Origin of the sequence: Mesorhizobium maamorense, from assembly GCF_044998965.1 — a bacterium.
GTDB lineage: Bacteria > Pseudomonadota > Alphaproteobacteria > Rhizobiales > Rhizobiaceae > Mesorhizobium.
The window spans coordinates 65,748-91,954 of record NZ_CP173355.1 but is presented as its reverse complement, the minus strand read 5'-3'; the positions used below and the strand labels follow the sequence as shown (position 1 = coordinate 91,954).

Genomic DNA, 26,207 nt, shown 5'->3' with positions numbered 1-26,207 from the left:
CATTCTGAATAATACTCACGAAAACACAACCAAACAGTTGCGTCGACCAGACTACCTAGTCGGTCTCTTCAGAGCTCGACTCCTCCGGCGGAAACAGTACCGGCGCCACAGCGAGCACATCTACTGAGCCGAACCTACTCCGCTTGTACAGGCATTTCGATGTGTCATGCTGAGTCCAATCGGTCTCGGCAATTACGATGCAAAATGCTATATCGTTTTCTGTGACCGAGCCGCATCCAACTGAATGATACCTTGCCACCATAGCCGATTTGGATGTATAAATGGAATACGGTGAGATGTCGGCGGCCAGAAACTTTCGTTGGCGATCGTGGTCCATAAAGCACATGTAGTCTGGAATGCGATCAACCATTTGCGCTGACTGGCATTGTCGTGCAGCGTCTCGCGGCATGTAGATGTACAATAACCGACTGACCTCCCGGATGCCGGCCTTCTCCGTTGTTTCGATCTGCTCCAGCTGATGGCTGGGATGATTAATGCACGGGCAGGTCGAGAATGCGTCAGCTGATTCCACATCAAACCCGCGACGGCGCGTGTTGGAAAGCCAAGCGCGTTGCGCGACGAGCAGACGTTCATTGAGAAACTTATTGTATTCTTTCTTTGCCGCGAATAGGGCAACGTCCAGCTCTTCTCTGGAGGTTATCCGGGTAAGATCCAGGCCACGAAAGGTTGGGCGGTAATAATCTGGGAGCTCCATTTGAGCGCCGGCTTGGAGGCCGTGATGTTGAGGATGGCTGCGAGATACCCCGTGAACGCAACCCATTGGAGCTCCCGCGGCAAGTTCCCAAAAGATAGCAATGGACTTGTAGACGCGGCTGACTTCGAAAACGATGATTCGGGGGTTAAATAGAAATCCACCGTGCGTTGCGTCTACTCTGCGATTATTAGATTTCGCAAGCGGCGATGAAAGTTGGCTTTTACGAAGCTCAGTCGTCGCCCCTTCGGCCACATGAATCGAACACAGCAGCTTTTTGGATATTCAATCGGCACCAAAGGGCCGTCGCAAAAGGCCGAGAGTGTTTTCACTATTGGATGACAATGACCACGAAGTGACCTGCTAAGCCGCTGGCTGGCATCTCCAGCAACGGGCCATTTCTGTCACTTTCGTTCAAGAAGCACCTTACCTTTTCAAGACCACAAACGACCTCTCAAGATATAAAATCTAATTGAGCTGTAACTGATTTAGTTGGGACATTTAGAGCGTGCGAAAAGACGCCCTTGGAGAGACTGACGAGTCGTTCGGTTGGGGGCAGCATGCTGTGACGTGGCCACGAGCACGGCTCGCTCGTTCACACATGTGACGATGAAATCGACAGCGACAGATAAGCAAATGTTGGCGGATCATAAGAATATTGATTTATTGATAGCCATATATTTTCACACAGCGCGGGCGGCTGGGACTCCAGACTGCGCGAACATAAACAGTAAACGTCTCTTCCATAATGAAAAGGCCATTATTGTTGTTTCATTCCGTCATCCGTGACCAACACGTCACCTTCTCTCTTCCTAAGAGGTCGCGTGTTACAGCAAAAGAAATAAACACTTCCTATCTGGAGCATACACGGATGTAACGAAAGACCAAAAGCAGCTATAAAAGATTCACATCCCCCGTTTTGGATATCAATTAAATCGCTCTAAAGATCGAATGTTTTTTATTGTCTATCGCGACATGGCTGATATCCCTCGCTTTGAGCGCCCCCAATATGGTCCCATCACCGTTTGGAGGGGACTGTTGACGGCTGAAATCAGCACCCAGGTGAATCGTTTCAATGAGTGGAAGAACGAAATCCTGCTCCGCAAACAGCGTATGTGGGTTGGAGGCGTGCGCAATCAGCAAACTCTCCCGGAGGGTATCTCTGAGGAAAATTGGGAGGCTTTATTAACTGAGTTTGAATCATTTCCGTGCATGAATGACCTAGCGGACGGCGGCCCATTAGAACAGATCGTACCGGGACACGTGTATGTCTATCTGCCGGCAGACATTGCAAGCTCTTGTCAGAACCAACAATCGCTGGCGCCAATTCCGGATTGGATGTGCTCTGGAAATTGGATGAAGATTGTGGCACTGACCACTCCACCGAATACCGCATCCAAGGAAAAGATAGTGGAAGCTTACCATGCATGTCACTGCTATCAGGTCGACGAGGATGACATTCAGCGCTGTCTCGTCATTCCCAAGACGGACATGATGAATTGGGATGGAATCGCACACCGTCGCCGCCGTATTCCATATGACGTGATTACTTCCACAAAGGTGTAAGCCGCAGGCCTTGGCTTTGGAGTTCAAACTCCTGTTCGATTGTGTGCTGTCTGTGATGTCTGTTTTCGATTTAGTTCCTTTCGGATTTATGACGATGTAACCGTCATTGTTTCATTGTCGTCGCTGTTTTTACGTCGATATCTTTACAAGCGTTATTTTTGTTTCTTATAATAAGGCGAGACGCTTTCAACCGTCACTGTCATTTCCCTTTTTATCTCTCTACGCATGTTATTTGCTTGTCCATTGGACCCTGTCACTGTCTACAATTGCGGTCCAATAATGAAGAGAGCACCCCTCTCCTGGCGCGAACAGTCAGGCAACACAGCTCCGCGTTCTTTGGCGCATAGCACTGTCTATGATTGCGGTCCAATAAGGAAAGAACTATAGCCGCTTTCAGCTAATCATCGTGCTATATAAACGTTGTAATGTTTTGGATACAATACTCACAAACAAAAATCTCATCGAGAAGCTCATTCGCAGCTTTCCCCCGCCCCCGCTTGAATCTCGGCTTCCATGGTCTTCTTGCCCAGCATGCGCTCGAGATCGCGCGCCCGCATCTCCAGTAGCTGTACCGCGTGAGTGGTCCAGAGCTAACACCGATCCAAACAGACCCTCCAGAATGCTTCTGAGTTTCCGGTGGTGGCATGGGGCGCATGTTACTGAGGTGGTGATCAAAGTCGCAGCACGTCGGCCCGGATCGTTTTGTGGTTTTATGCGTGTGATCGTATTCCGTTCTCGTTTATGCTCTCGTTTTCCATCGTGCGATATTGTGCACTGTTTTTTATTTAAATAAATATCCAGGCTAGTTTGCCCTAATAGTCTTATCTAAGCTTGGTTGCGGCTAGTATAATCTGAGATATTCTCTGAATAGATAAGACAAACGCAAATCGACATATGATCTACTGTACGAGGGCGGGTGCGAAGGCGCTGCGCAACTCACTGTTCGCTATATTGAAGAACCGCGAGGATGAGCTCTCACCCAGGATGAACGATCTGATCGTGGGGCTCTATGAAGACTGGCTCTGGCTCGACGAGCGCTTCCGTCACCGCCAGATCGAAGAGATCAGCCGGAACGAGGCGAACTGCCGGCGCCTGATGAACGTTCTCGGCGGAGCAGAAACTTCACCATCCGACGTCTTCTGCAGTCTCCGTTTCGATTGCGTTGCGCCGAGGGTCTTCCAGTAACAGCGGCTATCCGACGGACCGCATCGTGGTGCCTTCATATCCCGACCCCGCGAAGCGCCTCGTAAGTCCGGACCAAAGTCAGCCGCTCGCGCGCCCCTTTGCTGTGCCACTTAAAAGCCCGTCGAGCTGATCCTCTTAGGGACCGATCTTCAGCATCGGTTGATGCTCACGCTTATTCCTATAGAGCGACCGCGCGATCGACAGACGGTATTGCAGTTCCGTGCTTTCCTGATGATGCCGCACCTGGTTCACGGAGGACTGGCGGACATAAATGTAAGCGAGCTTGCCGCGATGCGCAGCAGTGACGCACTCGTCCGGTCTATTCGATGCTCTCAACATGCCGATCCGCCACTGCCGGCGCGCCCGTCGTTCGCATCCGCAAGAGAAGTCGCGCGAAGCTCTGTGCGACCTGCTTCTGCGTCTCTCCCGGCAAGTTGAGCCAAAGATTCGGAGGTCTTGCCACGCCGGGTCCGGAAGTTCGGTGACGGTCTGGGACGCTACGGGGTGCAGATTCGACTGGATGTTCATCGCGAATCACCTCCTCGACGAAGGCCAACGTGCTGTTCAAATGGTGCATCAATGTGAGCAGCGTTCGAACGTTGATGCGGGCCAACGATTTCGACGCGCCTTGTTCTTCCGGTGACGCCGCTGCAAGGTCGGTCACTGAGCGCCGAATTGAGCGGCGGCGTCCGTCAGGTGGTCGAACAACGACGAAAGCCGGACCGGCGCAGAACGGGACGACACGATCTCCAGGCGCTGACCAGCTAGGCCGTGACGCGGGTCGATGACCGTCAAATGAGACACCACTCCGTCGAGAATGGCGGCAGCCTCTGATGTTTGGTGATCCCGTGGTGGCAACCGCGATCCTTGATCGCCTGCTTCATCATTCGATAGTGATCACCATCCGCGGTGACAGACACCGGCTTCGCGAAAAGCGTCGTTCCGGCCTATTGCAGAATGCCGGAACGACGCTCGATACCAAGGAAACTGCAAACCAATGAGAGGGGGTCAAATCTCCCGTTCGCCCAAGGGGTCAAATCCTCACTTCGCTTGACACGCCGCGCAACCGGTGCACCCTCGAAGCCATCTGCAACCGCCTCAATCATTCTATTCGCAGGCATAGCGCAGACATAGAAATTGACACCGCAAGCTCCTCGGTTAACTCAGTATGATCATCGCCCGCGCATACTTGCATCGCCCGATGGGATGGCCTTCCCGCTTACGCATATCTGACGCGCTACATCGAAGACGGCAGGATACCGATAGACAACAATTTTCTGGAGCGTTACATCAGGATCTGGAGCGCACCCCATTTTGACCGGACAGGCGGCATAGCCGATAAGGCCGCCGCCGGCGCTGGTCCGTCGCCGAGAAGGTTCGAAGCTATGCAGCCGGGCATGAGCGTTTCCTACGTGGCACGCCAGGTGACGGCTTTGCTGAATCGGCACAAAGGCGCAAAGATGGCAGGCCCATGGCCAATGCCAAGCGTACCTCAGGGTCATGCAGCAGAACGGACTGACCCTTCAAAGCACACAGCTCTGCGGCCCACCCGTTGCTGTCGTGGAGCCATCCCGAGGGCCGCAATGAACGCGATTGCCAGAACGGCTGCACCGACGTGATAACTTCGACTCGCCGAAACGGCTCATCGGAACTCTTGGACATAGTCGTACTCATAGGCGCATGCCTATGCACAAACGTGCCGGTAGCTCGATTGTCATCTTCCCAGACGCCGACACCATCCTGTTCTTGCTGCCCAAGGATCGACGATTATTGTGAGGTCCACCGGCACTCCGGCCTCAAGTTCCGCTCGCCTCGCGAGTTCTTGCGCCCCAGTGCCTAAACCCAACCGCCGCATGTCTCGTGAAATGGGGGGCCACTCCAGGATCTTTGCCACCGGCAGGAAGAGTGTAAGCATCCGGTAGGGACGGCGGCGTGCCGGATTTGAAGGGACAACTAACTGTCGCCTGTTAGCCAGTTGGATCGAGCTGGTCTCGAATGATTTCGCGAAGGACCTCGATGCGGAAGTCGCTAAAGGCAGGAGTTGCGATTCCATCGAGATCATAGGACCCACAGCTTACCATCCTCAGGCTCTAGAGCACGTCCCGTGATCGATGAATCGATTGTGATGTGACGACGAGCTTCTCCGGTGATTCAACATCCACCTTGATGGAGGTGGATGATGGGAAAAGCACTGAGTGGGGATCTGCGGTCCCGGGTTTTGAAAGCTTCGGATGCCGGCATGTCGGCCCGACAGGCGGCGGCACGGTTTGGGGTCGGCATATCGAGCGCGATCCGCTGGATTGCGCGGGCCAGGATCGGCGAACTGTCGCCGCGCCCGCAGGGCCGCCGCCGCGCGTCCAGCCTGGATGCGCATGACGCCTTCATTTTCGGGCTGATCGAGGAGCGCAAGGACATCACGTTGAACGAGATGGTGGCGCGTCTGGAGGTGGAGCAGTCTTTTCGGATCAGCCGCAGCGCCTTGAGCGCCTGGCTCGGCCGGCACAGCTGGACATTCAAAAAAAGTCCGCGCACGCACTGGAGCAGGATCGCCCCGACGTCCTGAAGCGACGCCGGGACTGGTTCGACGGCTAGAGATGCTTGCGCCGGCAAACGTTCAAGGCTCTCCGGCGGCCGCATCGCGGACAGTAGCAACCGCCATTTTGCTTTCCAGTTGATGCGAAACAGACTCAATCTCGCGAAAGATGTCCTCAGGAAGCCAAGGCATCGGCTCGTTCGACTCGTCGCTGAGCACTTGGTCCATTGTGCGCAGCCGGTCTCTGAGTTCCTGATGCAAATGGCCGAGTTCATCAGTTAACTCTCTGGCCTGTTGAGCCCTAAATGGGAGCTGCAGCAGACGATCCCCCCTAATTTCTCGGGCTTCGAGGGAGCAGTGAACACTTTCCGTACCACTTGGATTTAAATGGTCCGCAATCTCCTGGTTGAAATCGGTTTCGTCACGCCCCTCGTGATGGGGAGAGAAGTGGGCAAACTTCTCAGCACGCTCGATCAGAGCTCGGCGCTGGTGCAGTGTCCGGGGGCTTGGCTGAATGTGCTGGCCAATGATACGGCCGAGGGCGCTAAAACGAGCCTGAACGTCTGGACAAAGGGGGCCGGCTGACGCTTGTAGATGTCTTGTGCAATGCACTCGGCGGTATAGCGAACCGCCCGTTCTCGAGCCGTCGAGGCTTCATCATCAAGCGCCATGTTGTCGAATCGGTTGGCGTAGCTTTGCTTCAACTTGGCCAGCCTCGATAGTGTGACGAAAATGTCCAGACAGTCGTCCGTAGTGAACTCGTGCGCCACAATTTTTCCTTGCATTTCATTGAATAGCTTGGTCGTTCAACTCAGGCTGAGCAGAAAGCGCCACCTGTTCTAACATTCGTGCCCTTTGGCATACCATCCCAACGTCAGAGCGATCTAGATGCAACACGTACTTGACTAAGTTCTGATCTTTCGTGAAGCCGTAAATGTTTGGCTTTGTTGGTAACACGTATGCTATGCGATTTGCCCTCTACAGTCCTAATAGCTTAACCGAAATTTCATCGGCCAATCGCGGTTACGAGGAGTGATGGTGCGGGCTATCTCTCGAGGAGATCGCTCTCGCCGAGAAGAACACCGATAGCCCAACTGAATTCGCGCTTCGGGCCTGCGCGATAGCTTTTTCCTGTGCGGTGATGCTCTCTTTGGTTTGTTTCTATTTCCGCCCGGTCTTCTTCCGTCAGCGCCCGGCTCTGCGCATCAGCGAAACGGCAATCGATTTCCCTTCAACTTCAGCAATGCGCCGCGACCAGCCCCTCCCGAAATACTTATTCGAGGAAAGGGACTGCACGAAACCTCTACGACTTGCGCAAATTGCCCGGATCGTCTCTCTGCCGTCCGCGGCAAGCGTCTTCCCGAGCGTCTCGCTCCCGGCAAGGCCGTCCTGTTTCGCGCCAACTGCCGCTTGCAACCAGCGAACGGCCCGCCGAGGTCCGGACATTACGCCAGCGTCGAAGGTCGCAAGATCGACTCCGTATGGCAGGCTGTCGCCGCGAATTGGCTTCCAGCAGTCTGTTTCATAAATCGATTTCGCGTCGTCAAACGTCAGATTTTTGATGTCAAGATGCGGATATGCGTGAGCTGCGATCCCATATTTTGTTCCTTTCAGAATGCCCACCCCGACATTTTGGCCAGTCCAATTGCCCCGATCATTTGGATCATTCGAGTATCCGCCTTCATACTTTAGGGTGAAGGTTAGACAGGACAGTAAATTGCCGATTGCCATAGGATGTTTTCCTTACCGATCACCCTGCACATTCTTAAATGGACCCGCGCGAGCACAGGAACGGTCGGGGCGAACAGCTCGTCAGCCGCGCCGCATCAGATTCGTTCGCGTTGACCTGCCATGGCGAACTCCGAGATGGAGAAGCTGCACGCCAACATCGCCAACCGTGTGGACGGGTCGAAGTCAGCAGACCCGAATAGACCGAACGGAGGCGCACCCGTGTCACGCAACGGTGGCTTATTACCCCCAATTTCGATAGGCGATCCGAAAGCAACGCCTGAAGTTGGCCCAGCTTAAACACATTCGCCACAAGGAACTACTACCTTCCATCGGCGGAGATGCACTTGGCGGTACCCCTTACAGCTCTTGCATCAGCGAGGGCCTTCGGGCAGAAGTGGCTGCTGGCCTTTGATCACGGCCCTGGCCGCCGAGATGATCGCGGGAATCAGAATCGCAGGGCTGATGCCGAACAGCTTTTGCTCGGCAAGCTGCTGATCTTTGGCAAGGTCACCTGCAATTTGGATCGCGTCGCCACGCAAGGTCTCGTCAAATCCGTCGGGCTGCTGGCCTTTAATCACGGCCCTGGCCGCCGAGATGATCGCGGGAATCAGAATCGCAGGGCTGATGCCGAACAGCTTTTGCTCGGTCAGCTGCTGTCCTTTGGCAAGGCCACCTACAATTTGGATCGCGTCGCCACGCAAGGTCTCGTCAAATCCATTGGGCTGCTGGCCTTTGATCACGGCCCTGGCCGCCGAGATGATCGCGGGAATCAGAATCGCAGGGCTGATGCCGAACAGCTTTTGATCGGTCAGCTGCTGTCCTTTGGGAAGGCCACCTACAATTTGGATCGCGTCGCCGTTAGGCTGCTGGTCATTGGTCTCAGCCGCAATCATCGACGCGATCGCGCTGATTAGACACGCATTGTCTATAGCGAAAGACTTTCGCTCGAGCTGATCCTTCTCTCTAGCTGTGCCGAGTAGCATCTGAATAAGCGCCGATGTGTCCATTGTTGATCACCTAATTGATGTTTAAGGGTCGGTTGCCGTTTCCCAGCCACATTACTCCGCCGGCGCTTCAAAGGTGATGAAGGAGCGGAACCCTGTGTCGATTGGAACCTTGGGTTCCTTTAGAAGAGGCGTCTGCTTGAGTCCGATCTTTCTGATTTTTGACTGCGTTCTGCGCACCAGCGCAGCCATGCTGGCTCCGAGGCCAAGCGCCTTCAATGAATGGAGAAGGGCAAAGGTAAATGCCGACTTCCCTCGCGTTAATGCGGTGCTCGCGGCTGCCGTTTCGGTTTCGAGGCAGGCGGAAAAAAGAACGCCGTTCAACTGTACCTGCCCCTTCTCATCCGACGGGGACGCCGGCATAAAGGCCTGCGAACCGGTCAGGGGAACTCGCGAATTCGCCGTGATAGGTGAATTCCGAAGGCAAGTCATCTCACCAAAGCGTTTAACTGCTGTTGCCCTGTCCTGCGCGTAGATGTGCTCTATGAATTCGTCGCGGCTTGGACGCATGTAGGTTTTGGCGCGAGCCCGCCCGGCTACCTCGGAGTGCTTGAACACCGGCGCCAGCATCCGTTTTTCAAGACCGCCGGAGAAGCAGCAATCGGCAACGAGCGTGAATATTCCAGGCGGCAGAGTCAGGGCCATCTGCACGATCGCGTCATCGAAGAAATAGCCGTCGTAGAGAACAATGCATTCATCAATGACGCCGCCTCGGAGTTCGGTCGTTCCGTGACCGGAGAAAAATAAAACTAACCGGTCATCCGGCGATGCGTCTGTGCAGAGCTCCCGAAGTGCGGCCGTTACGTTGGCTACGGTGGCTTCGGAATTGACAAGTCGAATGATCTCGTCGAATGCGTAATCCTTCTTGAGTACCTCCTCAAAGGCGCTAACGTCGTTGACACAGCTCGGAAGGTAGTTGGCTGGGTCATGATAGTCGTTGATGCCCGCGACCACCGCCCGGCGCCGTCGGTTGCGTTCGGCTTTTCTGGTGCCAGCTTTGGACACACTGTGGGAACTCAAGAAACCGTCAGGTTGGCCGAGAATCGAAGGCTTCTGATGTTCAACCATTGAAACTCTCTGTGACGCGGAATCTATAGTTGCTGCGATTATACAGAAAGTCCGAAGGAACAGCCGTGAAACTCGCGTGAAAAACGAGAGCAGGCTTCACCATCGTTCGTCAGAGCGGGTCAGTGCCGATTCCGACGTGAAGCCGGCCGCCATTCCAACCAAAAACCGACTAGTCTTAGCTCGACTTTGTACGCTCTCAAGCTTTCTTCAGCACGGACATCGCCCTCGAGCCTGCCGAAAGATTTGAACCTTTGAACGCGTGATCGAGTGCGGACTTGTGTCACGCCTTTCGGGTGCGGCCATTTCACATGCCGCGGGCCGGTATGGTGATGCGCGGATCAGGTCCAAATCTGCTTGGCGAGCTCATGAGGCTCTCGTTCAAACACTGGTTTTCCTGACCCCGATCTGGTCGATCATTTGCCCATGCGGTTCTTGTCGGCGGCAATTTTGTGAGGGGATGAGTTGCGGACAAGGGCTGTGCGCCGCGCGGAGCGGTTGTGGTGGTTGGGTGCTGTCGTTGTTGTTGACGGGAGGGGTGGATCGGGGCGCTCAGGCGGCGACTGCCGATAATCGAGCGTAGGTCAGGGCCTACTCGCGCTGGAAGAGGCCGAGTTCATGGCCAGCTTGACGCGGCGCACCGAGACGCTGACCAGGGCGCCGATCTTGGAACAGTTTGAGGCGAATGGTGGCACCGCTTGCCTTGGCGAGACGGGTGTTGGCCAGGCCGATGCGGCGCAGCGCGCAGATCAGCACATAGGCCATGGAGGCGAACCAGAGCCTGAGCTGGTTGGCGCGTATGGTGGCGGCCGAAGTGCGGTCGGCGAACAGGTCGAGCTGGCATTCCTTGATGCGGTTCTCCATCTCGCCGCGGGCGCAGTAGAGGTCCTCTAGAGGCCCTGTGCCGGCCAAGCCTCGGCGTCGAGCGAGGTGACGACAAAGCGTGGGTTGGCCTCGCCTTGTGTCCACTCGGCCTTGGCCACGACTCGGCGCCGGCAGCTCCAGCTCTTGCGGGTGGTCCACTGGAAGTCCTTGAAGCGGCGGGCGGGCCGGCTGGTGAAGGCACTCTCGGCTCTGGCCTCCTCCAACTGGCCCCGATGTGCCGGACCAGCCGGACATTGCGAGCCAGGCCGAACAGGTAGTCGACGGCATTGCTCTCGCACCAGGCCATCAGCTCCTCGCGGGCGAAGCCGGAATCGGCGCGCAGCAGGGACTGTCAGAATCATCACATGGCTATCGAGAAGGAACTTCTGGACCAGTTGCTTGCCGGCCGCGATCCGAATGAGGTGTTTGCCAAGGACGGATTGCTCGACGACCTGAAGAAGGCGCTTTCGGAACGGATTCTGAACGCTGAACTCGACGAGCACCTTGGGGACGAACGCACCGAGGGCAGCGCCAATCGCCGCAACGGCCATTCGAGGAAGTCGGTTCTGACGGGGACATCGAAGATGACGCTGTCGATCCCGCGTGACCGGGCCGGGACCTTCGATCCGAAGCTGATCGCCAAATACCAGCGCCGCTTTCCCGATTTCGACGACAAGATCATCTCCATGTACGCGCGGGGCATGACGGTGCGCGAGATTCGCGGCCATCTGGAGGAGCTCTACGGCATCGACGTGTCGCCGGACCTGATCTCGGCTGTCACCGACGCCGTCCTGGAGGAAGTGGCCGAGTGGCAGAACCGCCCGCTGGATCCGATCTATCCGCTCGTCTTCTTCGATGCGATCCGGGTCAAGATCAGGGACGAGGGCTTCGTGCGCAACAAGGCCGTCTACATCGCGCTCGGCATCCTGCCGGACGGCACGAAGGAGATCCTCGGCATTTGGATCGAGCAGACCGAGGGGGCCAAGTTCTGGCTGCGCGTCATGAACGAATTGAAGAACCGCGGCGTCGGCGACATCCTGATTGCCGTCGTCGACGGCTTGAAGGGCTTCCCCGAGGCGATCAACGCCGTCTTTCCCCAGACTGTCGTCCAGACCTGCATCGTGCACCTGATCCGTCATTCCCTGGAGTTCGTGTCCTGGAAGGACCGCAAGTCCGTCGTGCCGGCGCTGCGGGCGATCTACCGGGCTAAGGACGCCGAAGCTGGCATGAAGGCTCTGGAGGGCTTCGAGGCCGGCTACTGGGGCCAGCGGTATCCGGCGATCACCCAGAACTGGCGGCGCAACTGGCAACACGTGGTGCCATTCTTCGCCTTCCCCGAAAGCGTGCGCCGGATCATCTACACCACGGATGACATCGACAAGCCTGATTTCGGCTTTTTCGACTCCTGGCGTTTCTTTGTTCGGCTTCAGATGAGCCTGTTTCTTCGTCCCGGCCCACAGGATTTTCCGTGCGAGCGTGTCGAGACGCAGTCAAGGCTGGCCGGTGCGGTGGCGCCACGGCCGGCTGCGAGGTTTCCAGGCCACGCCTTGACTGCGTCGAGCACGGCGCCAGTCTGGAGCGGACCGAGACGGCGGTCGTGCCGGCACATTCCCTATGCTATATTTGTCCGGCACGGACGACCACGTGGCAAAGAGTGGTGTAGGGGATGAGAGTGCCGCCACGCAGCCTTATAGTCGTTCCTCCTTTGTGGCGTCCGTGCGCCGCTTCGGCCCGCGTGACCGCCAATGCCGAACCATCAGCTCGTAGGCACGCTCGGCATTCTCGGCCGCGGCCTTCTCGCTGTTTCGCAACTCCTTCACGTTGTAGGCGTAAGCCGAACCGCGGCGACCGACGCCGCGCTCGCCCGGCGCGCCAGCCTTAAGAGCGAGCTGCCTCTGCTTTGCCGCCACCAGCGCCGGGCGAGCCCAGAAGTAGTCCTGCTCCTTTGTCAGCAGATGCCAGATCAACACCGCGAGCTTGCGGGCGACCGCCACGGCTGCGACCTGATGGCCACGCTTGTTGCGGATGCGCAGGAAGAAGGCCCTGAGCGGTCCGGGCGCCTTCGCCGCTGCCCAGGCGGCCTCGACCAGCATGGCGCGGGCATGGGAACGCCCATGTTTGCTGATCCGGCCATATTGCGCCAAGCCAAGACCGGATTGGCGCACACGCGGATTGAGGCCGAAGTAGCTCACCAGCCTCTGCGGCTCGCGGAACCGCCGGATGTCGCCGACGGCGGCGATGATACCGCTCGCGACGATGGCATTGACGCCGGTGATCGTCTGAAGCCGCCGGACTTGCACATCATCAACTGCTTCCCGGGCGATGTCGCGATCGAGGTCAGCCAAATCCTCGGCCAGGCGATCGATCTCGCGGATGTGGCGGGCGATAGCGGCCCGCTCGTCGTCGGGAAGCACCTGCTGCTCGAGCCAGGCGCGACCCCGACGGTTGAACAGATCGGCATGCGGGCACTTCGGCACGAGGTGCGCCTGCAGGATGCCATGCACCTCGTTCTTCACGCGCGTGCGATGCCGCACGACCTGATTGCGCCGCGCGACGAGGCGGCGAAGCCGCTCAGTCCGCTCATCGGGAACCCAGACCTCCGGCAGAAAGCCGCTGGCATGGAGCTGCGCCAGAACGCCGGCATCGATCTTGTCGGTCTTGATCCTGGCATGGGCGATCGCCTTCACCTGCATCGGGTTGGCGACAATCACCCGGCCGACATAGGGCGACAGAACCCGCACCACCGCCATGGCGTTGCCCGTAGCCTCGACGACAACCTCATCCGTCCGTCGCAAACTGCGGCCGAACCCTTCCAGTCCCGAGCGGGTCATGTCGACCCGTCCGTGATGGCGCAGCCGGCCGTCTTCCCAAACCACCACCTCCGCAAAGGTGCGGTGGATGTCCATTCCAATCACACGTCTCATCGGCTCCCTCTCCTCAAACAGTCGGGAGCGGCGGGCGACGCGACACCTACGGATCCGCGCTCTCGGCGCAACCGGGCAGGTCGCAGGGGCGGCCAGCTACTAACGCGAGCTCGCAGCTCATCGAATACATCGGCCTGCCCGCACTTGGCGTGCTCCCGGTGCCCCTGTCCCGGATGGTCGCACCATACGCCGAAAATCGCTCATCTCCAGCGGGGATCGGATGGCACCGTCATGATCATACCGGTTACGAACGCGATCGAGGCGCTGAACTCGAAACTGCGCCGCGCCGTCCGCACCCGAGGCCATTTCCCCAATGACGACGCGGCAATGAAACTGTTATATCTGGTCCTGAACCACGCCGCCGAGGATTGGAAACGACCGCCGCGCGAGTGGTTCGAGGCCAAAACCCAGTTCGCCGTCGTCTTCGGCGAAAGGTTCGTCAACCAATGACGAAACCGGCCTCGCGCACAGAATTCCTGACAGTCCCCGCGCAGCACGATGCGCACCTTGGGCCAGCGCTGGCGTAGCCGGTGCACGATCCGCTCGATCTCCTGAACCGAGCCTGCCGACGCATCGATGTTGGCGGGCCGCAGCTTGGCGCACAGCAGGTGATCGCCGCAGAAGATGTAGAGCGGCAGGTAGCAGTAGTTGCCGTGGAAGAAACGCCCCTCCTGGTTGCCGTGCAGGGGATCGTCGGTGGCGTCCAGATCTAGCACGATCTCCTCGGGCGCAGCCGCGTGCACCCACGAACAGCTCGACGAACAGCGCCTCAATCGCCGCCGGATCATGGCTGATCTTGTGATAGCGCGAAGGCTGCGGGCGGCTCAGTTCGAGCCGGTTGAGCGTCGACTTGCCGGCCACCGCCGCACATTTCTTGTGACGGCGCGCCTTGAGCTTGCCGACCAGCACCGCCATCACCGGATCATGGCGCAATTCGTCATGGTTATTCAGGTCTTCATAGCCGAGCGCCAGCGCCAATGTTCGCTGGCCCACCAGCGTCTCGACCTCGTGCTCGATCAAGTCCGGATTGCGAGCGTCCACGAAGCAACGGGCAAAGCGGCCGACCAGTCCAATCGCCCGGTCATCAGCCCCAGCAAAAGCGCGCCGGCATCCGAAGTGATCGTCCCGCCGTCAAAGCCGGCCACCACGGCGCGCTTTTCAACAGCTCCAAAACCAAACCGTTCCGCGCTACACTCTGTTTGCGTCGGGGAACACCTCTGCCTCGGGTAAGTCTTTGTAGCAGAAGAATTTTCCCTGATTCGGAGCCCCGATGCACCTCAACTTCGTGAGATATCCGGGTTAACGTGGCCAAGCGGCGCGGTATGGCACGGGCGCTGTCGCCCGCAAGCTCGCCGTCATCCTGCATTGCATGTGGAGCGATGCGACAGAATTCCGCTTCGGCAAGGCACCCGGCCCCGTCCCGGCATGAAATAGGCACAACGGACCAACGAAGGAGGAGTTGATTCCGCCCGAATGGGCGTGATCCGGATAGTTCCCGTGGGGAGGATGGCAACGTGATCTCGTTAGCACGATCCTGACGAACTCTCCCAAGATCGTTCAACAGATTGAGACGCAGACGCCTCGCTTCTACGGACCCATCATGCGGCGGCCGGACGTCGACCGCGAAGAGAAGCGAGTGACCCGCGCGGCGACTGGCCGGAAAAAATCAGGAGGAGCTTGACCTCAACGACCCCAATCAGAGAAGCCTGCTAGGCTGTAGAGCCCGAGCAATGCCGGGGTGATTCGTGCAATAGCCTTGTCGGACGATTGCCGCTGAGTCTCAACGCCAAGGTGGACACGGGTCTCGGCGAACCGTGCCCTCCATTTGCCCATCCACACAAGTTCAAACGGGCCAACCGGCAGCTCAAGCGCCTGCGCACCATGCTGGGAGCGGTGATCCGCGACATCACCCGCAAGCTCGTCGGGTGGCCGGAGCTGATGCAGGTCTTTGCTCTGCCGCTGTCGCTGGCCCGGCGCGTCAGGGATCAGCGCCAGCGCGAGCGGGGCAAGAAGGTGTATTCCCTGCACGCTCCGGAGGTCGAGTGCATTGGCAAGGGCAAAGCCCACAAGCCCTAGGAGTTCGGCGTCAAGGTCTCCGTCGCCACCCTGCTGCAGCGCAGCCGCGGCGGCCAGTTCGTCGCCCATGCTCAAGGCGCTGCCCGGCAATCCTTATGACGGCCACACGCTGGCCACCATCATCCCGGCAATCGAGGACACCATCGGCGTCAGCCTCGGCAAGATCGTCACCGATGCCGGCTATCGCAGTTACAACGCCCCGAAGGGCAAGATGTTCAAGGTCCATGTCGCCGGCTACAAGCGCGGCCTCACCAAGGTCGTCAAACGGGCGCTGCGACGCCGGGCCGCCGTCGAACCCGTCATCGGCCATCTCAAGAACGACCACCGTATGCGCCGCAACTTCCTGGCCTTCTCCGAGGGCGATGCCAACAACGCTGTGCTTGCCGCCGTCGGCTACAACTTCAGCCTCCTGCTCAACTGGCTGAGGCTTTGTGTGCCTTCTTCCTGGCGCTGTTCGCCACCCCCGCAGCGCCGCCGATCCAGCCACGAACAGCCTAATCACCTCTGGACGATCCAACCGGGCGGGTGCCCATTTGCCGGCCCCGTCTTTCCGGCCCTGATCGCAACCGCCGTCAGCGAAATCGACGTTCTTCACCGCCGACTACCAACAGTGATTCTTGCCCGCGCGATAAAGGGAGAAGGCGCCGGCGTTCGATATGCGCAGCCAGCTCGCAGTTGAGCTTTGGTCCGATCGGCACGAGACGTGTTTTGAAAAACTTCGTGCCGCGGACGGTGATGATCTGCTCGGTCAGGTCCACGTTTTGCAGGACCAAGCGAAGCGCCTCGCCGATGCGCATACCGCTACCGTAAAGCAGCAGGAGATGGGTACGATAAATTGCCGGCACCTGAGGACTGTGCCCAACCTTCAGGATCGAGGTCGCGTCCACCAGTCGACGTAGCTCTTCGGTCGAGTAGACGTACGGGATCTGTTGCGGCGGCAGCTTCGGGATTGTTGACGGCCAGCGGCGCGACGCTGACTTGGGCGCTGGAAACAGAAGAAGCTCAAGGCCTTCGTCGTCCATACCTTGGACCAACGGCCAGGTCAGCCCGGCAAGGCGAGCTCGCCGTAGGTATCCATGCACAACCCCATTGCTGATCCCAAGCATGCGCGCAATGCGCGCTTGGTGAGGCCCTGGACATGCCTGAAACGTAAAACTTCTCTGATCCGGCGAATCGACAATCTCTGGGTTGACATCAGGCTTCCTCGTTGCATTGACGAGGCAACCTGTAGCCCGGTTGAGATGTCGGCCAAAGCGTCCACAACCTTCGAGAAGGCTGCTCAGGATCGTCTGAAATCGTTGCTCACGATCCGCGAAATCCGTGCTCACGATGCGGTGAAATCCGTGCTCACGATCGACTGAAATACGCAAGTCTGCCGGAGGTGTTGATCCTCCAACTGCTGCGGGCTCAGATAGCCAAGCGCCGAATGGAGCCTGCGGTTGTTGTAGACGTCCTCGATAAGCGGGGGAAGGTGTTCAGTGACGTCGTCGAAGGTTTTCGAAAGCCATCGGGTAGACGGCTTCGACCTTTAGCGTCTTCATGAAGCTCTCGGCCTTGGCGTCGTCATAGGAATTGCCTCTGCGGCCCATCTAGCCGATCAGCCTTGATCGGCAAAAAGCTGCCGGTAGATCTCGGCAGCATATTGCGAGCCGCGATCGGAATGGTGAATGCAGCCTGGCGGTGGTCTTTTCCGATTGATGGCGGCTCTCAATGCCGTCACCGTCAAGCGCGCATCGATGGAGCGGCCAATGGCGTAGCCGACGATCATGCGCGACCAGGGACAGAATTGAATGGATGGAATGCTATGACAATTGATGACTATGATTGGCTCAGCTGGAAAGTTTCGGCTACGCGAAAAGACGCCCCTTAAAGAGAGTGGCGGGTCGTGGTGGGGCGCAACCTCTGCATTTTTTAATGTTTGAAAGGCTACCTTTCTGCCTGCGCCAAGAGTTGCATGGTTCTTGGGCGAAGGAGAATTTTGCGTCATCGCTGTCGTATTCTGTCGTTCTTCTACAGTGAAAGACGATTTGGCTTTCTCTAAACGGTTTAAAAAAATGATATAACTCTTCAATTACAAATCGCCATAGTCTGACTAAAAAAAAGCAATCTTTGAAATTGTGAAAAATCCACATCCATCTTCTATTTAAACCCTCTCATCATTCATTCTATCCAACTTCTCCAATCACAAAATAATTAAGCAAACTCTCTGACGTTTTTCACAATGCCTTGGTATGCCCCTCGCTACCTACATCCTGACCATAACGCGCTCAGAAACCTTATGTTAAACTACGGTCGTGATCACGCTATCCCGCCAGCTCAGCTTGTGTTCAGCTACATCTATATGAATCAGTCGAATGTAGAGCAATTTGTGGCTGGTCGGACTTTGAGCAACGCATCGGTCGCATCGAACGTGTCTCCGCATGCTGCGCCGCCTGAACTCTTTGATAGGGGGCTCACGTGGTTCATCCTTGTTCACATCACAGACGCCGGCCGAGACTTGGTAGCATGGGGGCACGCGACAAGGGCAAGTGGATGATCAGAGTCGTCCGTACACATTGGGCCTGGCAATTATTTGTGGTGTTGTGCGCTTATGTTGTTTTTGTATGCTTGTTTCCCCCTATAATCCTTATGTATTTGTTTGCACCCGTCATATGCGCCGGGTGTTCTGCAATGGTTTTATCAAATAAATAAGCCGAGGCCAATAAAATAATGCTTTTTAATGTGATTATCTCCATACACTTTTAATTCTATTTTGTGCTAGAGATGCTATCTTAAGACAATACGATTTATGCAATAGACGAAGTGCATAGCTGAATGCATAGCACCAGCTTATTTTTGTTGCAGACATACGCTAGTTGCAATAGGTACTGAGTTCTCGCATGTGGCGGCCGTCACCGGTCGTCACCGGAAGGGTACATCGAAATCGTCCAATCCCGACACGTACCCTGTCACCACCTCTCGATTCCTCGCTTCCGGGCAGGCCTTAGAGACCGTTTGATATCCTACTCCAGCGTGCAGCAATTGCTTGCCGCATGATCTGCCCCGAAAATTCTGCAACAGTTGCTGATTCACGAACTGCTCTCTGGTGCGAAACACGATAGCCCGGGACTGCTGCTCCTTGGTCTTCGGTTCGACAAAGCGCATTGTCGGTCGTTGCGCTGCTTCGACGATCGCCTCCGCATCTGCGACGTCGTTCTTCTGCCGCTTGACGAACGGTTTGACATAGGCCGGGGCAATCAGTCTTGGCTCATGGCCAAGCCGAGCCATCTGACGGGCCCAGTAGTGGGAGCTGCCGCACGCTTCCATCGCCACGACACATGCCGGTTGACTCGCCATGAACTTGCAAAACTGCAGGCGCGACAGCTTCTTGCGGAACACAACTGACCCATCAGCTGCCGCCCCGTGCAGCTGAAAGACGTTCTTTGCCAGATCGACCCCAATGATGGTAACCTTTTCCATGGATGCCTGCCTCTCCTTTGCATGGCGCTAACACCACAAACTTGGCACATTGCGATGCCGTCGGAGAAGGCTGGCATCCACCCCATCAGCAAAAATGGCGTGGCATTCAGCGGTGACGTTGGCGTGTCCGCCTTGCAGCCCCCGTGTTTAGCGGAGCGGCGGACATGGCGGCCGCGTCTCCGGCGGCCAGTGCTCTCAGGCTCTCCTTCTTGTGCTCGCGCAGATGATCCATGTTGAGGTAGCGGGTCGCCTCGAGCCAGTTCTCGTGGATCTCCACCGCCAATGCCCGAACCAGCCGCAAACAGCTCTGCGGGTTGGGGAAGATGCGAACGACCAGAGTGCGCCGCTTGATCTCCTGGTTCAGCCGCTCCTGTCAATGCCGCTCGAATTTTCCCCAAAAGTGCCGAAGTAAAATTCCCCAGTTTCGCTGCTCAGACTGTCGCGGAGGGGTGTCCCTTAGTGGATTTAATGTCGGCGGCGTGATGGAGGCTTTTGATCGCAGGTGTTCGGGCATGATCTCGGCGTGCTGACGGAGCCGATAGCCCGATCCCTCGATCTGGACGACGACCGCATGGTGAATCAGGCGATCGAGAAGTGCGGTTGCGACGACAGGGTCGCCGAAGACCTCGCCCCATTCGGCAAAGCCGCGGTTTGAGGTGAGAATCATTGCGCCCTTCTCGTAGCGGGCGTTGACGAGTTGGAAGAACAGATTGCCGCCACCGTGGACGACGGGCAAGTAGCCGATCTCATCGACAACGAGCAGAGCAGGCCGGCAGAAGAAGCGAATGCGTTCCTGCAGGCGGCCTTCGCGTTCGGCCCTTGCCAGCGCGGCGATGAGTTCGGCGAGGGTGCAGAAATAGACGCTCTTTCCAGCCTTCACGGCCTCGACGGCAAGCGCAATGGCCAGATGGCTCTTGCCTGTGCCGGGCGGGCCGAGGAAGTGGACGACCTCGCAGCGGGCGACGAAGCCGAGTTGGGCCAGCGTGAAGATTCGATCGCGGTCGAGCGAGGGCTGGAAAGAGAAGTCGAAGCCGGCGAGCGTCTTGATCGTGGCCAGGCGCCCCATGCGCAGTGCCGTCTTGATCCGGCTGTTCTCGCGCAGGGTCAACTCTTCCGAGAGGAGGATGTCCATGGCTTCGAGGGCGGCGATCTCGCCTTTCTCGAGCCGGCGTACGACATGATCGAGCGCTTCGAGCGCCCGCGGCCATCTTCAGGCCGACGAGGTCGTGGCGGATCCGGTCGATCGTGGATGGCGTGGTGTCGAGCGCGTTCGTCATGGACGTTGCTCCTTCGCCATCACCCGGGCGTCGTAGAAGGCCAACGGGCGCTGAGCGACCCTGTCGCCCGAGCCATGAAGGATGACCTCGTCGTTCCTCAGTCTTTGTCGGCGCTTGTGGACGTGGATGTTGCGATGACCCGGCTCGACATGACGCTGGTGTCGGCCTTCGAGGATGGGATGGGTGGCAATGAGCGCGCCGTCCTCGAAGATGCGAACTCTTCGGCCAGCGTGTGCACCTCAACGACACGGCGCCTGGTGGCGTCGGGCACGCTGTAGAAATTGCCGCCGACGCTGGCCATGCCCTCCCGGCTGATGCGTCGCTCGAGCTTTAGGACCGATCGGAACGGAGCCAGTGGCAGCGGCCGCAGCGCTGCCCGCTCCTCGGCGAAAGCTTCGTTGACGACACGCCTTGTGGTGGCGTGAACCCTCGGGTTTGCGACCGTGTCCAGCCAGTGACGCAACTGGGCGTTCAGGTCTTCGAGATTGCGAAAGGACCGGGCCAGGAAGAAGTCCTCGCGAATGTAGCGGAACGGCCGCTCGACCTTGCCTTTCGTTTTGGCGCGGTAAGGCCGACACGCCTTGGGATGGAAACCATAGTGGCGGGCAAGATCGACGAGGGCACGGTTGTAGACGATGCCGCCGGTATCGCCTTCGCCGATCACAGCCGTCTTCATACGGTCGTAAAGCACTTCGCGAGGAGCGCCGCCAAGCGCCTCGAAAGCCCCAGCATGGCAGCGCAAGACAGTCGGCAGATCCTGGTGGACGACGAAGCGTGCCCAGATAAGGCGACTGAAGCCAAGCACCATGGAGAATAGCCAGACGATTCTCGGCGTGGTCGGCTCATCGGTAAAGACGACATTGAACTGGGCGAAGTCGACCTGCGCCTGCTCGCCGGGCGGGGTCTCGAAGCGAACCTCGTATCCACGCTCCGCCGCGGCAGGACGGACGTCGCGCAGGAAGTCGGTGACGGCCGTGTAGCCGCCGCCATAGCCGAGGTCCTTCAGTTCCCGGAAAAGCCGGCTGCCGGTGAGTCCGGGATATCGCGTGACGCGTTCGCGAAGATAGGCCATGAAGGGATCGATCACCGCCTGACGCGGCTTGCGCGGTCCGTAGGCCGGAGCCTCGAGCCCGCGCTCAATGTATTTGCGCACCGTCTTGCGGTCGATCCCGCTCTCCCTGGCGATCGCCGACACCGACAGGCCCTGCCGATGCAAATCCAGTATCATCATCATCTCCCCGATCTTGATCACCGAAATCCCTCTCCCGACCATCGGGAGAAGCATCAACGATTACGCGCCGCCGGTCTCCCGGAGCGCGCTCCGGAAGACCGGCGGCAGCGCTAAACTGGGGAAGATTCAAACGGCACTTCTGGGGAGTATTGAGCCGGCATCGACAGCTCCAGCATGTTCGTAACCGGTATGATCATGACGGTGCCATCCGATCCCCGCTGGAGATGAGCGATTTTCGGCGTATGGTGCGACCATCCGGGACAGGGGCACCGGGAGCACGCCAAGTGCGGGCAGGCCGATGTATTCGATGAGCTGCGAGCTCGCGTTAGTAGCTGGCCGCCCCTGCGACCTGCCCGGTTGCGCCGAGAGCGCGGATCCGTAGGTGTCGCGTCGCCCGCCGCTCCCGACTGTTTGAGGAGAGGGAGCCGATGAGACGTGTGATTGGAATGGACATCCACCGCACCTTTGCGGAGGTGGTGGTTTGGGAAGACGGCCGGCTGCGCCATCACGGACGGGTCGACATGACCCGCTCGGGACTGGAAGGGTTCGGCCGCAGTTTGCGACGGACGGATGAGGTTGTCGTCGAGGCTACGGGCAACGCCATGGCGGTGGTGCGGGTTCTGTCGCCCTATGTCGGCCGGGTGATTGTCGCCAACCCGATGCAGGTGAAGGCGATCGCCCATGCCAGGATCAAGACCGACAAGATCGATGCCGGCGTTCTGGCGCAGCTCCATGCCAGCGGCTTTCTGCCGGAGGTCTGGGTTCCCGATGAGCGGACTGAGCGGCTTCGCCGCCTCGTCGCGCGGCGCAATCAGGTCGTGCGGCATCGCACGCGCGTGAAGAACGAGGTGCATGGCATCCTGCAGGCGCACCTCGTGCCGAAGTGCCCGCATGCCGATCTGTTCAACCGTCGGGGTCGCGCCTGGCTCGAGCAGCAGGTGCTTCCCGACGACGAGCGGGCCGCTATCGCCCGCCACATCCGCGAGATCGATCGCCTGGCCGAGGATTTGGCTGACCTCGATCGCGACATCGCCCGGGAAGCAGTTGATGATGTGCAAGTCCGGCGGCTTCAGACGATCACCGGCGTCAATGCCATCGTCGCGAGCGGTATCATCGCCGCCGTCGGCGACATCCGGCGGTTCCGCGAGCCGCAGAGGCTGGTGAGCTACTTCGGCCTCAATCCGCGTGTGCGCCAATCCGGTCTTGGCTTGGCGCAATATGGCCGGATCAGCAAACATGGGCGTTCCCATGCCCGCGCCATGCTGGTCGAGGCCGCCTGGGCAGCGGCGAAGGCGCCCGGACCGCTCAGGGCCTTCTTCCTGCGCATCCGCAACAAGCGTGGCCATCAGGTCGCAGCCGTGGCGGTCGCCCGCAAGCTCGCGGTGTTGATCTGGCATCTGCTGACAAAGGAGCAGGACTACTTCTGGGCTCGCCCGGCGCTGGTGGCGGCAAAGCAGAGGCAGCTCGCTCTTAAGGCTGGCGCGCCGGGCGAGCGCGGCGTCGGTCGCCGCGGTTCGGCTTACGCCTACAACGTGAAGGAGTTGCGAAACAGCGAGAAGGCCGCGGCCGAGAATGCCGAGCGTGCCTACGAGCTGATGGTTCGGCATTGGCGGTCACGCGGGCCGAAGCGGCGCACGGACGCCACAAAGGAGGAACGACTATAAGGCTGCGTGGCGGCACTCTCATCCCCTACACCACTCTTTGCCACGTGGTCGTCCGTGCCGGACAAATATAGCATAGGGAATGTGCCGGCACGACCGCCGTCTCGGTCCGCTCCAGACTGGCGCCGTGCTCGACGCAGTCAAGGCGTGGCCTGGAAACCTCGCAGCCGGCCGTGGCGCCACCGCACCGGCCAGCCTTGACTGCGTCTCGACACGCTCGCACGGAAAATCCTGTGGGCCGGGACGAAGAAACAGGCTCATCTGAAGCCGAACAAAGAAACGCCAGGAGTCGAAAAAGCCGAAATCAGGCTTGTCGATGTCATCCGTCGACTTCATGTGCTTGTGATGCGGCAGCGGCAGCCGATAGAAGCTCAGCGTCTCCTCGATGTTGTTCTCCACCCAATCCACCAGCTTCGGGTATTTGGCCTGCCATTTGGCGATCCACTGCGCCAGGTCGCGCTTGACCTCGGCTAGGTCGCGCCGGTCATAGAACCATCTGAGCTCCATCAGGCAGTCGTCATCGACCTTGCGCGGCACGTAATCGAGCGCGTTTCTGAGGAAGTGAGCATTATGCCGACGTCGGCATAACGTGCATTGGACTAACCCGCTCCGCGATTGCGGAGCGGCAAGGAGGTTCTGCGTCGACGGCGCGGTCTGGATGGCGTCGTCCGTGGCGCCGGTCATGCGTGCAAAAGGAGCTCCAACTGCGCGAGCATGGGGTGGCTGCTTACAGGCCATTCCATCGGACAAAGGAGGAGCTAGTCATGACCCAACTTCGCCAGCGCATGTGCGAGGACATGCAGGTGCGCAACCTCGCGCTCAACACCCAGCTGTCCTACCTTCAGCAGGTCTCACTGTTTGCCCGTCACTTCGGCAAGTCGCCGGACCTGCTCGGGCGAGAGGATATTCGGACCTATCAGATCTATCTGACCAACGAGAAGAAGCTGTCGCCCGGTTCGATCCACACCGCCATTGCGGCGCTGCGCTTTCTCTACAAGGTGACGCTCGAGAGGGACTGGGCGGCTGAAGAGGTCCTGCCGCTTCCCAAGAAGCCGCAGAAGCTACCAATCATCCTCAGTCCCGAGGAAGTCCAGCGGTTCCTCGGTTGCGTCCTCGACGTCAACACCACGCCGTCCTGACCACTTGCTACACCGCCGGCTTGCGCATCTCGGAGGCGATCCAGCTGAAGACCACGGACATCGACAGCCAGCGGATGGTCGTCCGCGTCGATCAGGGCAAAGGCGAAAAGGATCGCTACGTGATGCTGTCGCCCAAGCTCTTGGAGATCCTGCGCACCTACTGGAAGGTGCGCCGCCCGGAGGCGTGGCTTTTCCCTGGCGATCGTGCTGGCCAGCCGATCACCAGGGATGCGGTGGGACAAGCCTGCGCGAAAGCGCGCGACCTCTCCGGATTGTCCAAGCCGGTCACGCCCCATAGCCTGCGGCACGCCTTCGCCGTCCATCTATTGGAGGCCGGCGCCGACGTGCGCACTATTCAACTGCTGCTCGGTCACCGCAGCCTCGCGACCATCGCCCATTACCTGCGGATTGCCACCAACAAGGTCTGCGCCACGTCGAGCCCCTTCGAGCTCTTACCGCGTCCGGCGCCCATCCTGCCGCCATCCGCCAAACCGCAATACTTTTGAGCGCGCGACGATGGCCCGCTCGGGGCCGGAAGTGGCGGATATCTTCCGCTGCCACGGCGAAGCCTATCGCGCGCAGCATGACGCATCGCTGTCGACCGCCCAACGCCGCGTCATGACTGCGATCGAACTATGTCGGACCGCCGCGCTCGGCGGGCACATCGAAGCATGCGATCAATGCGGCCACCGGCGCATCGCCTTCAACAGCTGCCGCGACAGGCATTGTCCCCGCTGCCAATCGCTGGCCCGCGCGCAATGGCTGGAGGATCGTCGCGTCGAGCTTCTCGACACACAATACTTTCACGTCGTCTTCACGCTGCCCGGCGACATTGCCGCCATCGCCTATCACAACAAGGCGCTCGTCTACGGCCTGCTCTTCCGCGCCGCCGCCGAGACCCTGCACACCATCGCCGCCGATCCCAAGCACCTGGGCGCCGAGATCGGCTTCTTCGCCGTGCTGCACAGCTGGGGCCAGAACCTGCTTCATCATCCGCATCTGCACTGCGTCGTCGCCGGTGGCGGCCTGTCTGCCGACGGTCGTCGGTGGATCGCCTGCAAGCCCGGCTTCTTCTTGCCGGTCCGGGTGCTCTCACGCCTGTTCCGACGATTGTTTCTGGAGCACCTGGAGAAAGCCTTCGACGCCGGCCAGTTGCAGTTTTTCTCTGGCCTGCAGCACCTGAGCGAGCGCGACGCCTTCCGGCGCTATTTGGCGCCGCTACGAAAGGCTGAGTGGGTCGTCTTTGCCAAACCGCCCTTCGCCGGACCTGCCCAGGTGCTCGACTATGTCGGGCGCTATACGCACCGCGTCGCCATCTCCAACAACCGCCTCATCGACATCGAGGACAACGCCGTTCGTTTCCGCTGGAAGGACTACCGGCACGGCAATCGGCAGAAGGTCATGACCGTCGCGGTCGACGAGTTCATTCGCCGCTTCTTGTTGCACGTCCTGCCCGAGGGCTTTCATCGCATCCGCTACTACGGCTTTCTCGGCAATCGCTACCGCGCGCAAAAGCTCGCCCACTGCCGCGACCTGCTCGGCATGCCGGTTCCAGAGCCGTCGGATGGCTCATCCGAAAGGGATTACCGCGACCGCTATGAGGATCTCACCGGTCATTCCCTCAGGCAATGCCCCGCCTGTCGTCAAGGCCAGATGATCATCGTCGATATCTTCGACGGCGCCACTGGACCCCCGCCATACTGGGATACCTCATGAAAGAACCGCTCCGCTTTCGCAGTCACCGCATCGCACGAGCCGTTCGGCCGGAAAACCGAGTCGG

The 26,207-nt window shown here is 58.9% G+C and carries 14 protein-coding genes and 15 pseudogenes; 12 read left to right on the top strand and 17 right to left on the bottom strand.

Annotated features, from left to right (window positions below; all coding sequences use genetic code 11):
• Positions 1–55: 55 nt before the first annotated feature.
• The gene (locus ACIU1A_RS00505) at positions 56–967 is read right to left on the bottom strand and encodes a RolB family protein (protein WP_404924653.1); all 912 of its coding nucleotides are present in this window, start codon (positions 965–967) and stop codon (positions 56–58) included.
• Between the two features lie 783 nt (positions 968–1,750).
• Here ACIU1A_RS00505 and ACIU1A_RS00500 point away from each other — a divergent pair.
• Positions 1,751–2,278 carry a hypothetical protein gene (locus ACIU1A_RS00500; RefSeq protein WP_404924652.1) on the top strand — a complete coding sequence of 176 codons (528 nt, stop codon included), beginning with the start codon at positions 1,751–1,753 and terminating at the stop codon, positions 2,276–2,278.
• Positions 2,279–3,262: 984 nt separating this feature from the next.
• Positions 3,263–3,463, top strand: a complete 201-nt coding sequence (locus ACIU1A_RS00495) for a hypothetical protein (protein ID WP_404924651.1) — start codon at positions 3,263–3,265, stop codon at positions 3,461–3,463.
• A 660-nt stretch (positions 3,464–4,123) separates the two neighbouring features.
• Here the strand turns inward: ACIU1A_RS00495 and ACIU1A_RS00490 are convergent.
• Entirely contained in the window at positions 4,124–4,258 is a 135-nt protein-coding gene (locus ACIU1A_RS00490; protein ID WP_404924650.1) for a hypothetical protein, read from the bottom strand.
• 20 nt (positions 4,259–4,278) lie between these two features.
• On the opposite strand from ACIU1A_RS00490, the pseudogene ACIU1A_RS00485 reads away from it, so the two are divergent.
• The 3 pseudogenes from ACIU1A_RS00485 to ACIU1A_RS00475 all read left to right on the top strand — a co-directional run.
• Positions 4,279–4,464: pseudogene (locus ACIU1A_RS00485) on the top strand (ATP-binding protein); the annotation flags it as partial.
• A gap of 219 nt (positions 4,465–4,683) precedes the next feature.
• Positions 4,684–4,767 (top strand): annotated as a pseudogene (locus ACIU1A_RS00480) (transposase); the annotation flags it as partial.
• An 875-nt stretch (positions 4,768–5,642) separates the two neighbouring features.
• Positions 5,643–6,052, top strand: a pseudogene (locus ACIU1A_RS00475) (IS630 transposase-related protein); the annotation flags it as partial.
• A 25-nt stretch (positions 6,053–6,077) separates the two neighbouring features.
• Here ACIU1A_RS00475 and ACIU1A_RS00470 read toward each other — a convergent pair.
• The gene (locus ACIU1A_RS00470; RefSeq protein ID WP_404924649.1) at positions 6,078–6,224 is read right to left on the bottom strand and encodes a hypothetical protein; all 147 of its coding nucleotides are present in this window, start codon (positions 6,222–6,224) and stop codon (positions 6,078–6,080) included.
• A gap of 159 nt (positions 6,225–6,383) precedes the next feature.
• Between ACIU1A_RS00470 and ACIU1A_RS00465 the strand changes: the two genes are divergently transcribed.
• Positions 6,384–6,581, top strand: a complete 198-nt coding sequence (locus tag ACIU1A_RS00465) for a hypothetical protein (RefSeq protein WP_404924648.1) — start codon at positions 6,384–6,386, stop codon at positions 6,579–6,581.
• Between the two features lie 600 nt (positions 6,582–7,181).
• Here the strand turns inward: ACIU1A_RS00465 and ACIU1A_RS00460 are convergent.
• The 4 genes and pseudogenes from ACIU1A_RS00460 to ACIU1A_RS00445 all read right to left on the bottom strand — a co-directional run.
• Entirely contained in the window at positions 7,182–7,727 is a 546-nt protein-coding gene (locus ACIU1A_RS00460; protein WP_404924647.1) for a glycoside hydrolase family 108 protein, read from the bottom strand.
• Between the two features lie 371 nt (positions 7,728–8,098).
• Positions 8,099–8,734, bottom strand: a complete 636-nt coding sequence (locus tag ACIU1A_RS00455; protein ID WP_404924646.1) for a hypothetical protein — start codon at positions 8,732–8,734, stop codon at positions 8,099–8,101.
• A gap of 51 nt (positions 8,735–8,785) precedes the next feature.
• Positions 8,786–9,799: a caspase family protein gene (locus ACIU1A_RS00450; RefSeq protein WP_404924645.1), complete on the bottom strand. Its 1,014-nt coding sequence runs from the start codon at positions 9,797–9,799 to the stop codon at positions 8,786–8,788.
• 581 nt (positions 9,800–10,380) lie between these two features.
• Positions 10,381–11,006, bottom strand: a pseudogene (locus ACIU1A_RS00445) (IS1380 family transposase); the annotation flags it as partial.
• A 19-nt stretch (positions 11,007–11,025) separates the two neighbouring features.
• On the opposite strand from ACIU1A_RS00445, the pseudogene ACIU1A_RS00440 reads away from it, so the two are divergent.
• Positions 11,026–12,039: pseudogene (locus ACIU1A_RS00440) on the top strand (IS256 family transposase); the annotation flags it as partial.
• Positions 12,040–12,348: 309 nt separating this feature from the next.
• Here ACIU1A_RS00440 and ACIU1A_RS00435 read toward each other — a convergent pair.
• Positions 12,349–13,566: an IS110 family transposase gene (locus ACIU1A_RS00435; RefSeq protein WP_404924724.1), complete on the bottom strand. Its 1,218-nt coding sequence runs from the start codon at positions 13,564–13,566 to the stop codon at positions 12,349–12,351.
• A 252-nt stretch (positions 13,567–13,818) separates the two neighbouring features.
• On the opposite strand from ACIU1A_RS00435, the pseudogene ACIU1A_RS00430 reads away from it, so the two are divergent.
• Positions 13,819–14,034 (top strand): annotated as a pseudogene (locus ACIU1A_RS00430) (transposase); the annotation flags it as partial.
• A gap of 32 nt (positions 14,035–14,066) precedes the next feature.
• Here ACIU1A_RS00430 and ACIU1A_RS00425 read toward each other — a convergent pair.
• Positions 14,067–14,843 (bottom strand): annotated as a pseudogene (locus tag ACIU1A_RS00425) (transposase); the annotation flags it as partial.
• A 565-nt stretch (positions 14,844–15,408) separates the two neighbouring features.
• Here ACIU1A_RS00425 and ACIU1A_RS00420 point away from each other — a divergent pair.
• Positions 15,409–16,090, top strand: a pseudogene (locus ACIU1A_RS00420) (IS5/IS1182 family transposase); the annotation flags it as partial.
• Positions 16,091–16,232: 142 nt separating this feature from the next.
• On the opposite strand, the gene ACIU1A_RS00415 reads toward ACIU1A_RS00420, so the two are convergent.
• From ACIU1A_RS00415 to istA, 7 genes and pseudogenes are all read right to left on the bottom strand, one after another.
• Entirely contained in the window at positions 16,233–16,505 is a 273-nt protein-coding gene (locus ACIU1A_RS00415; RefSeq protein ID WP_404924725.1) for a tyrosine-type recombinase/integrase, read from the bottom strand.
• Positions 16,506–16,550: 45 nt separating this feature from the next.
• Positions 16,551–16,855, bottom strand: a pseudogene (locus ACIU1A_RS00410) (sigma factor-like helix-turn-helix DNA-binding protein); the annotation flags it as partial.
• Positions 16,856–17,257: 402 nt separating this feature from the next.
• On the bottom strand, positions 17,258–17,731 hold the full coding sequence (locus ACIU1A_RS00405; protein ID WP_404924644.1) for a DDE-type integrase/transposase/recombinase: 474 nt from the start codon (positions 17,729–17,731) through the stop codon (positions 17,258–17,260).
• A 968-nt stretch (positions 17,732–18,699) separates the two neighbouring features.
• A pseudogene (locus tag ACIU1A_RS00400) lies at positions 18,700–19,119 on the bottom strand (transposase); the annotation flags it as partial.
• A 184-nt stretch (positions 19,120–19,303) separates the two neighbouring features.
• Positions 19,304–19,489: pseudogene (locus ACIU1A_RS00395) on the bottom strand (transposase); the annotation flags it as partial.
• A gap of 3 nt (positions 19,490–19,492) precedes the next feature.
• Positions 19,493–20,396, bottom strand: a pseudogene (gene istB / locus ACIU1A_RS00390) (IS21-like element helper ATPase IstB).
• Positions 20,393–21,648: pseudogene (gene istA / locus ACIU1A_RS00385) on the bottom strand (IS21 family transposase). Before istA ends, istB begins: the two co-directional pseudogenes overlap by 4 nt.
• Positions 21,649–22,073: 425 nt before the next feature.
• Here istA and ACIU1A_RS00380 point away from each other — a divergent pair.
• Positions 22,074–23,291 carry an IS110 family transposase gene (locus ACIU1A_RS00380; RefSeq protein ID WP_404924724.1) on the top strand — a complete coding sequence of 406 codons (1,218 nt, stop codon included), beginning with the start codon at positions 22,074–22,076 and terminating at the stop codon, positions 23,289–23,291.
• A gap of 306 nt (positions 23,292–23,597) precedes the next feature.
• On the opposite strand, the pseudogene ACIU1A_RS00375 reads toward ACIU1A_RS00380, so the two are convergent.
• Positions 23,598–23,867, bottom strand: a pseudogene (locus ACIU1A_RS00375) (transposase); the annotation flags it as partial.
• A 185-nt stretch (positions 23,868–24,052) separates the two neighbouring features.
• Here ACIU1A_RS00375 and ACIU1A_RS00370 point away from each other — a divergent pair.
• A pseudogene (locus tag ACIU1A_RS00370) lies at positions 24,053–24,933 on the top strand (tyrosine-type recombinase/integrase).
• Positions 24,934–24,943: 10 nt separating this feature from the next.
• On the top strand, positions 24,944–26,143 hold the full coding sequence (locus ACIU1A_RS00365; RefSeq protein WP_404924643.1) for an IS91 family transposase: 1,200 nt from the start codon (positions 24,944–24,946) through the stop codon (positions 26,141–26,143).
• Positions 26,144–26,207 lie beyond the last annotated feature (64 nt).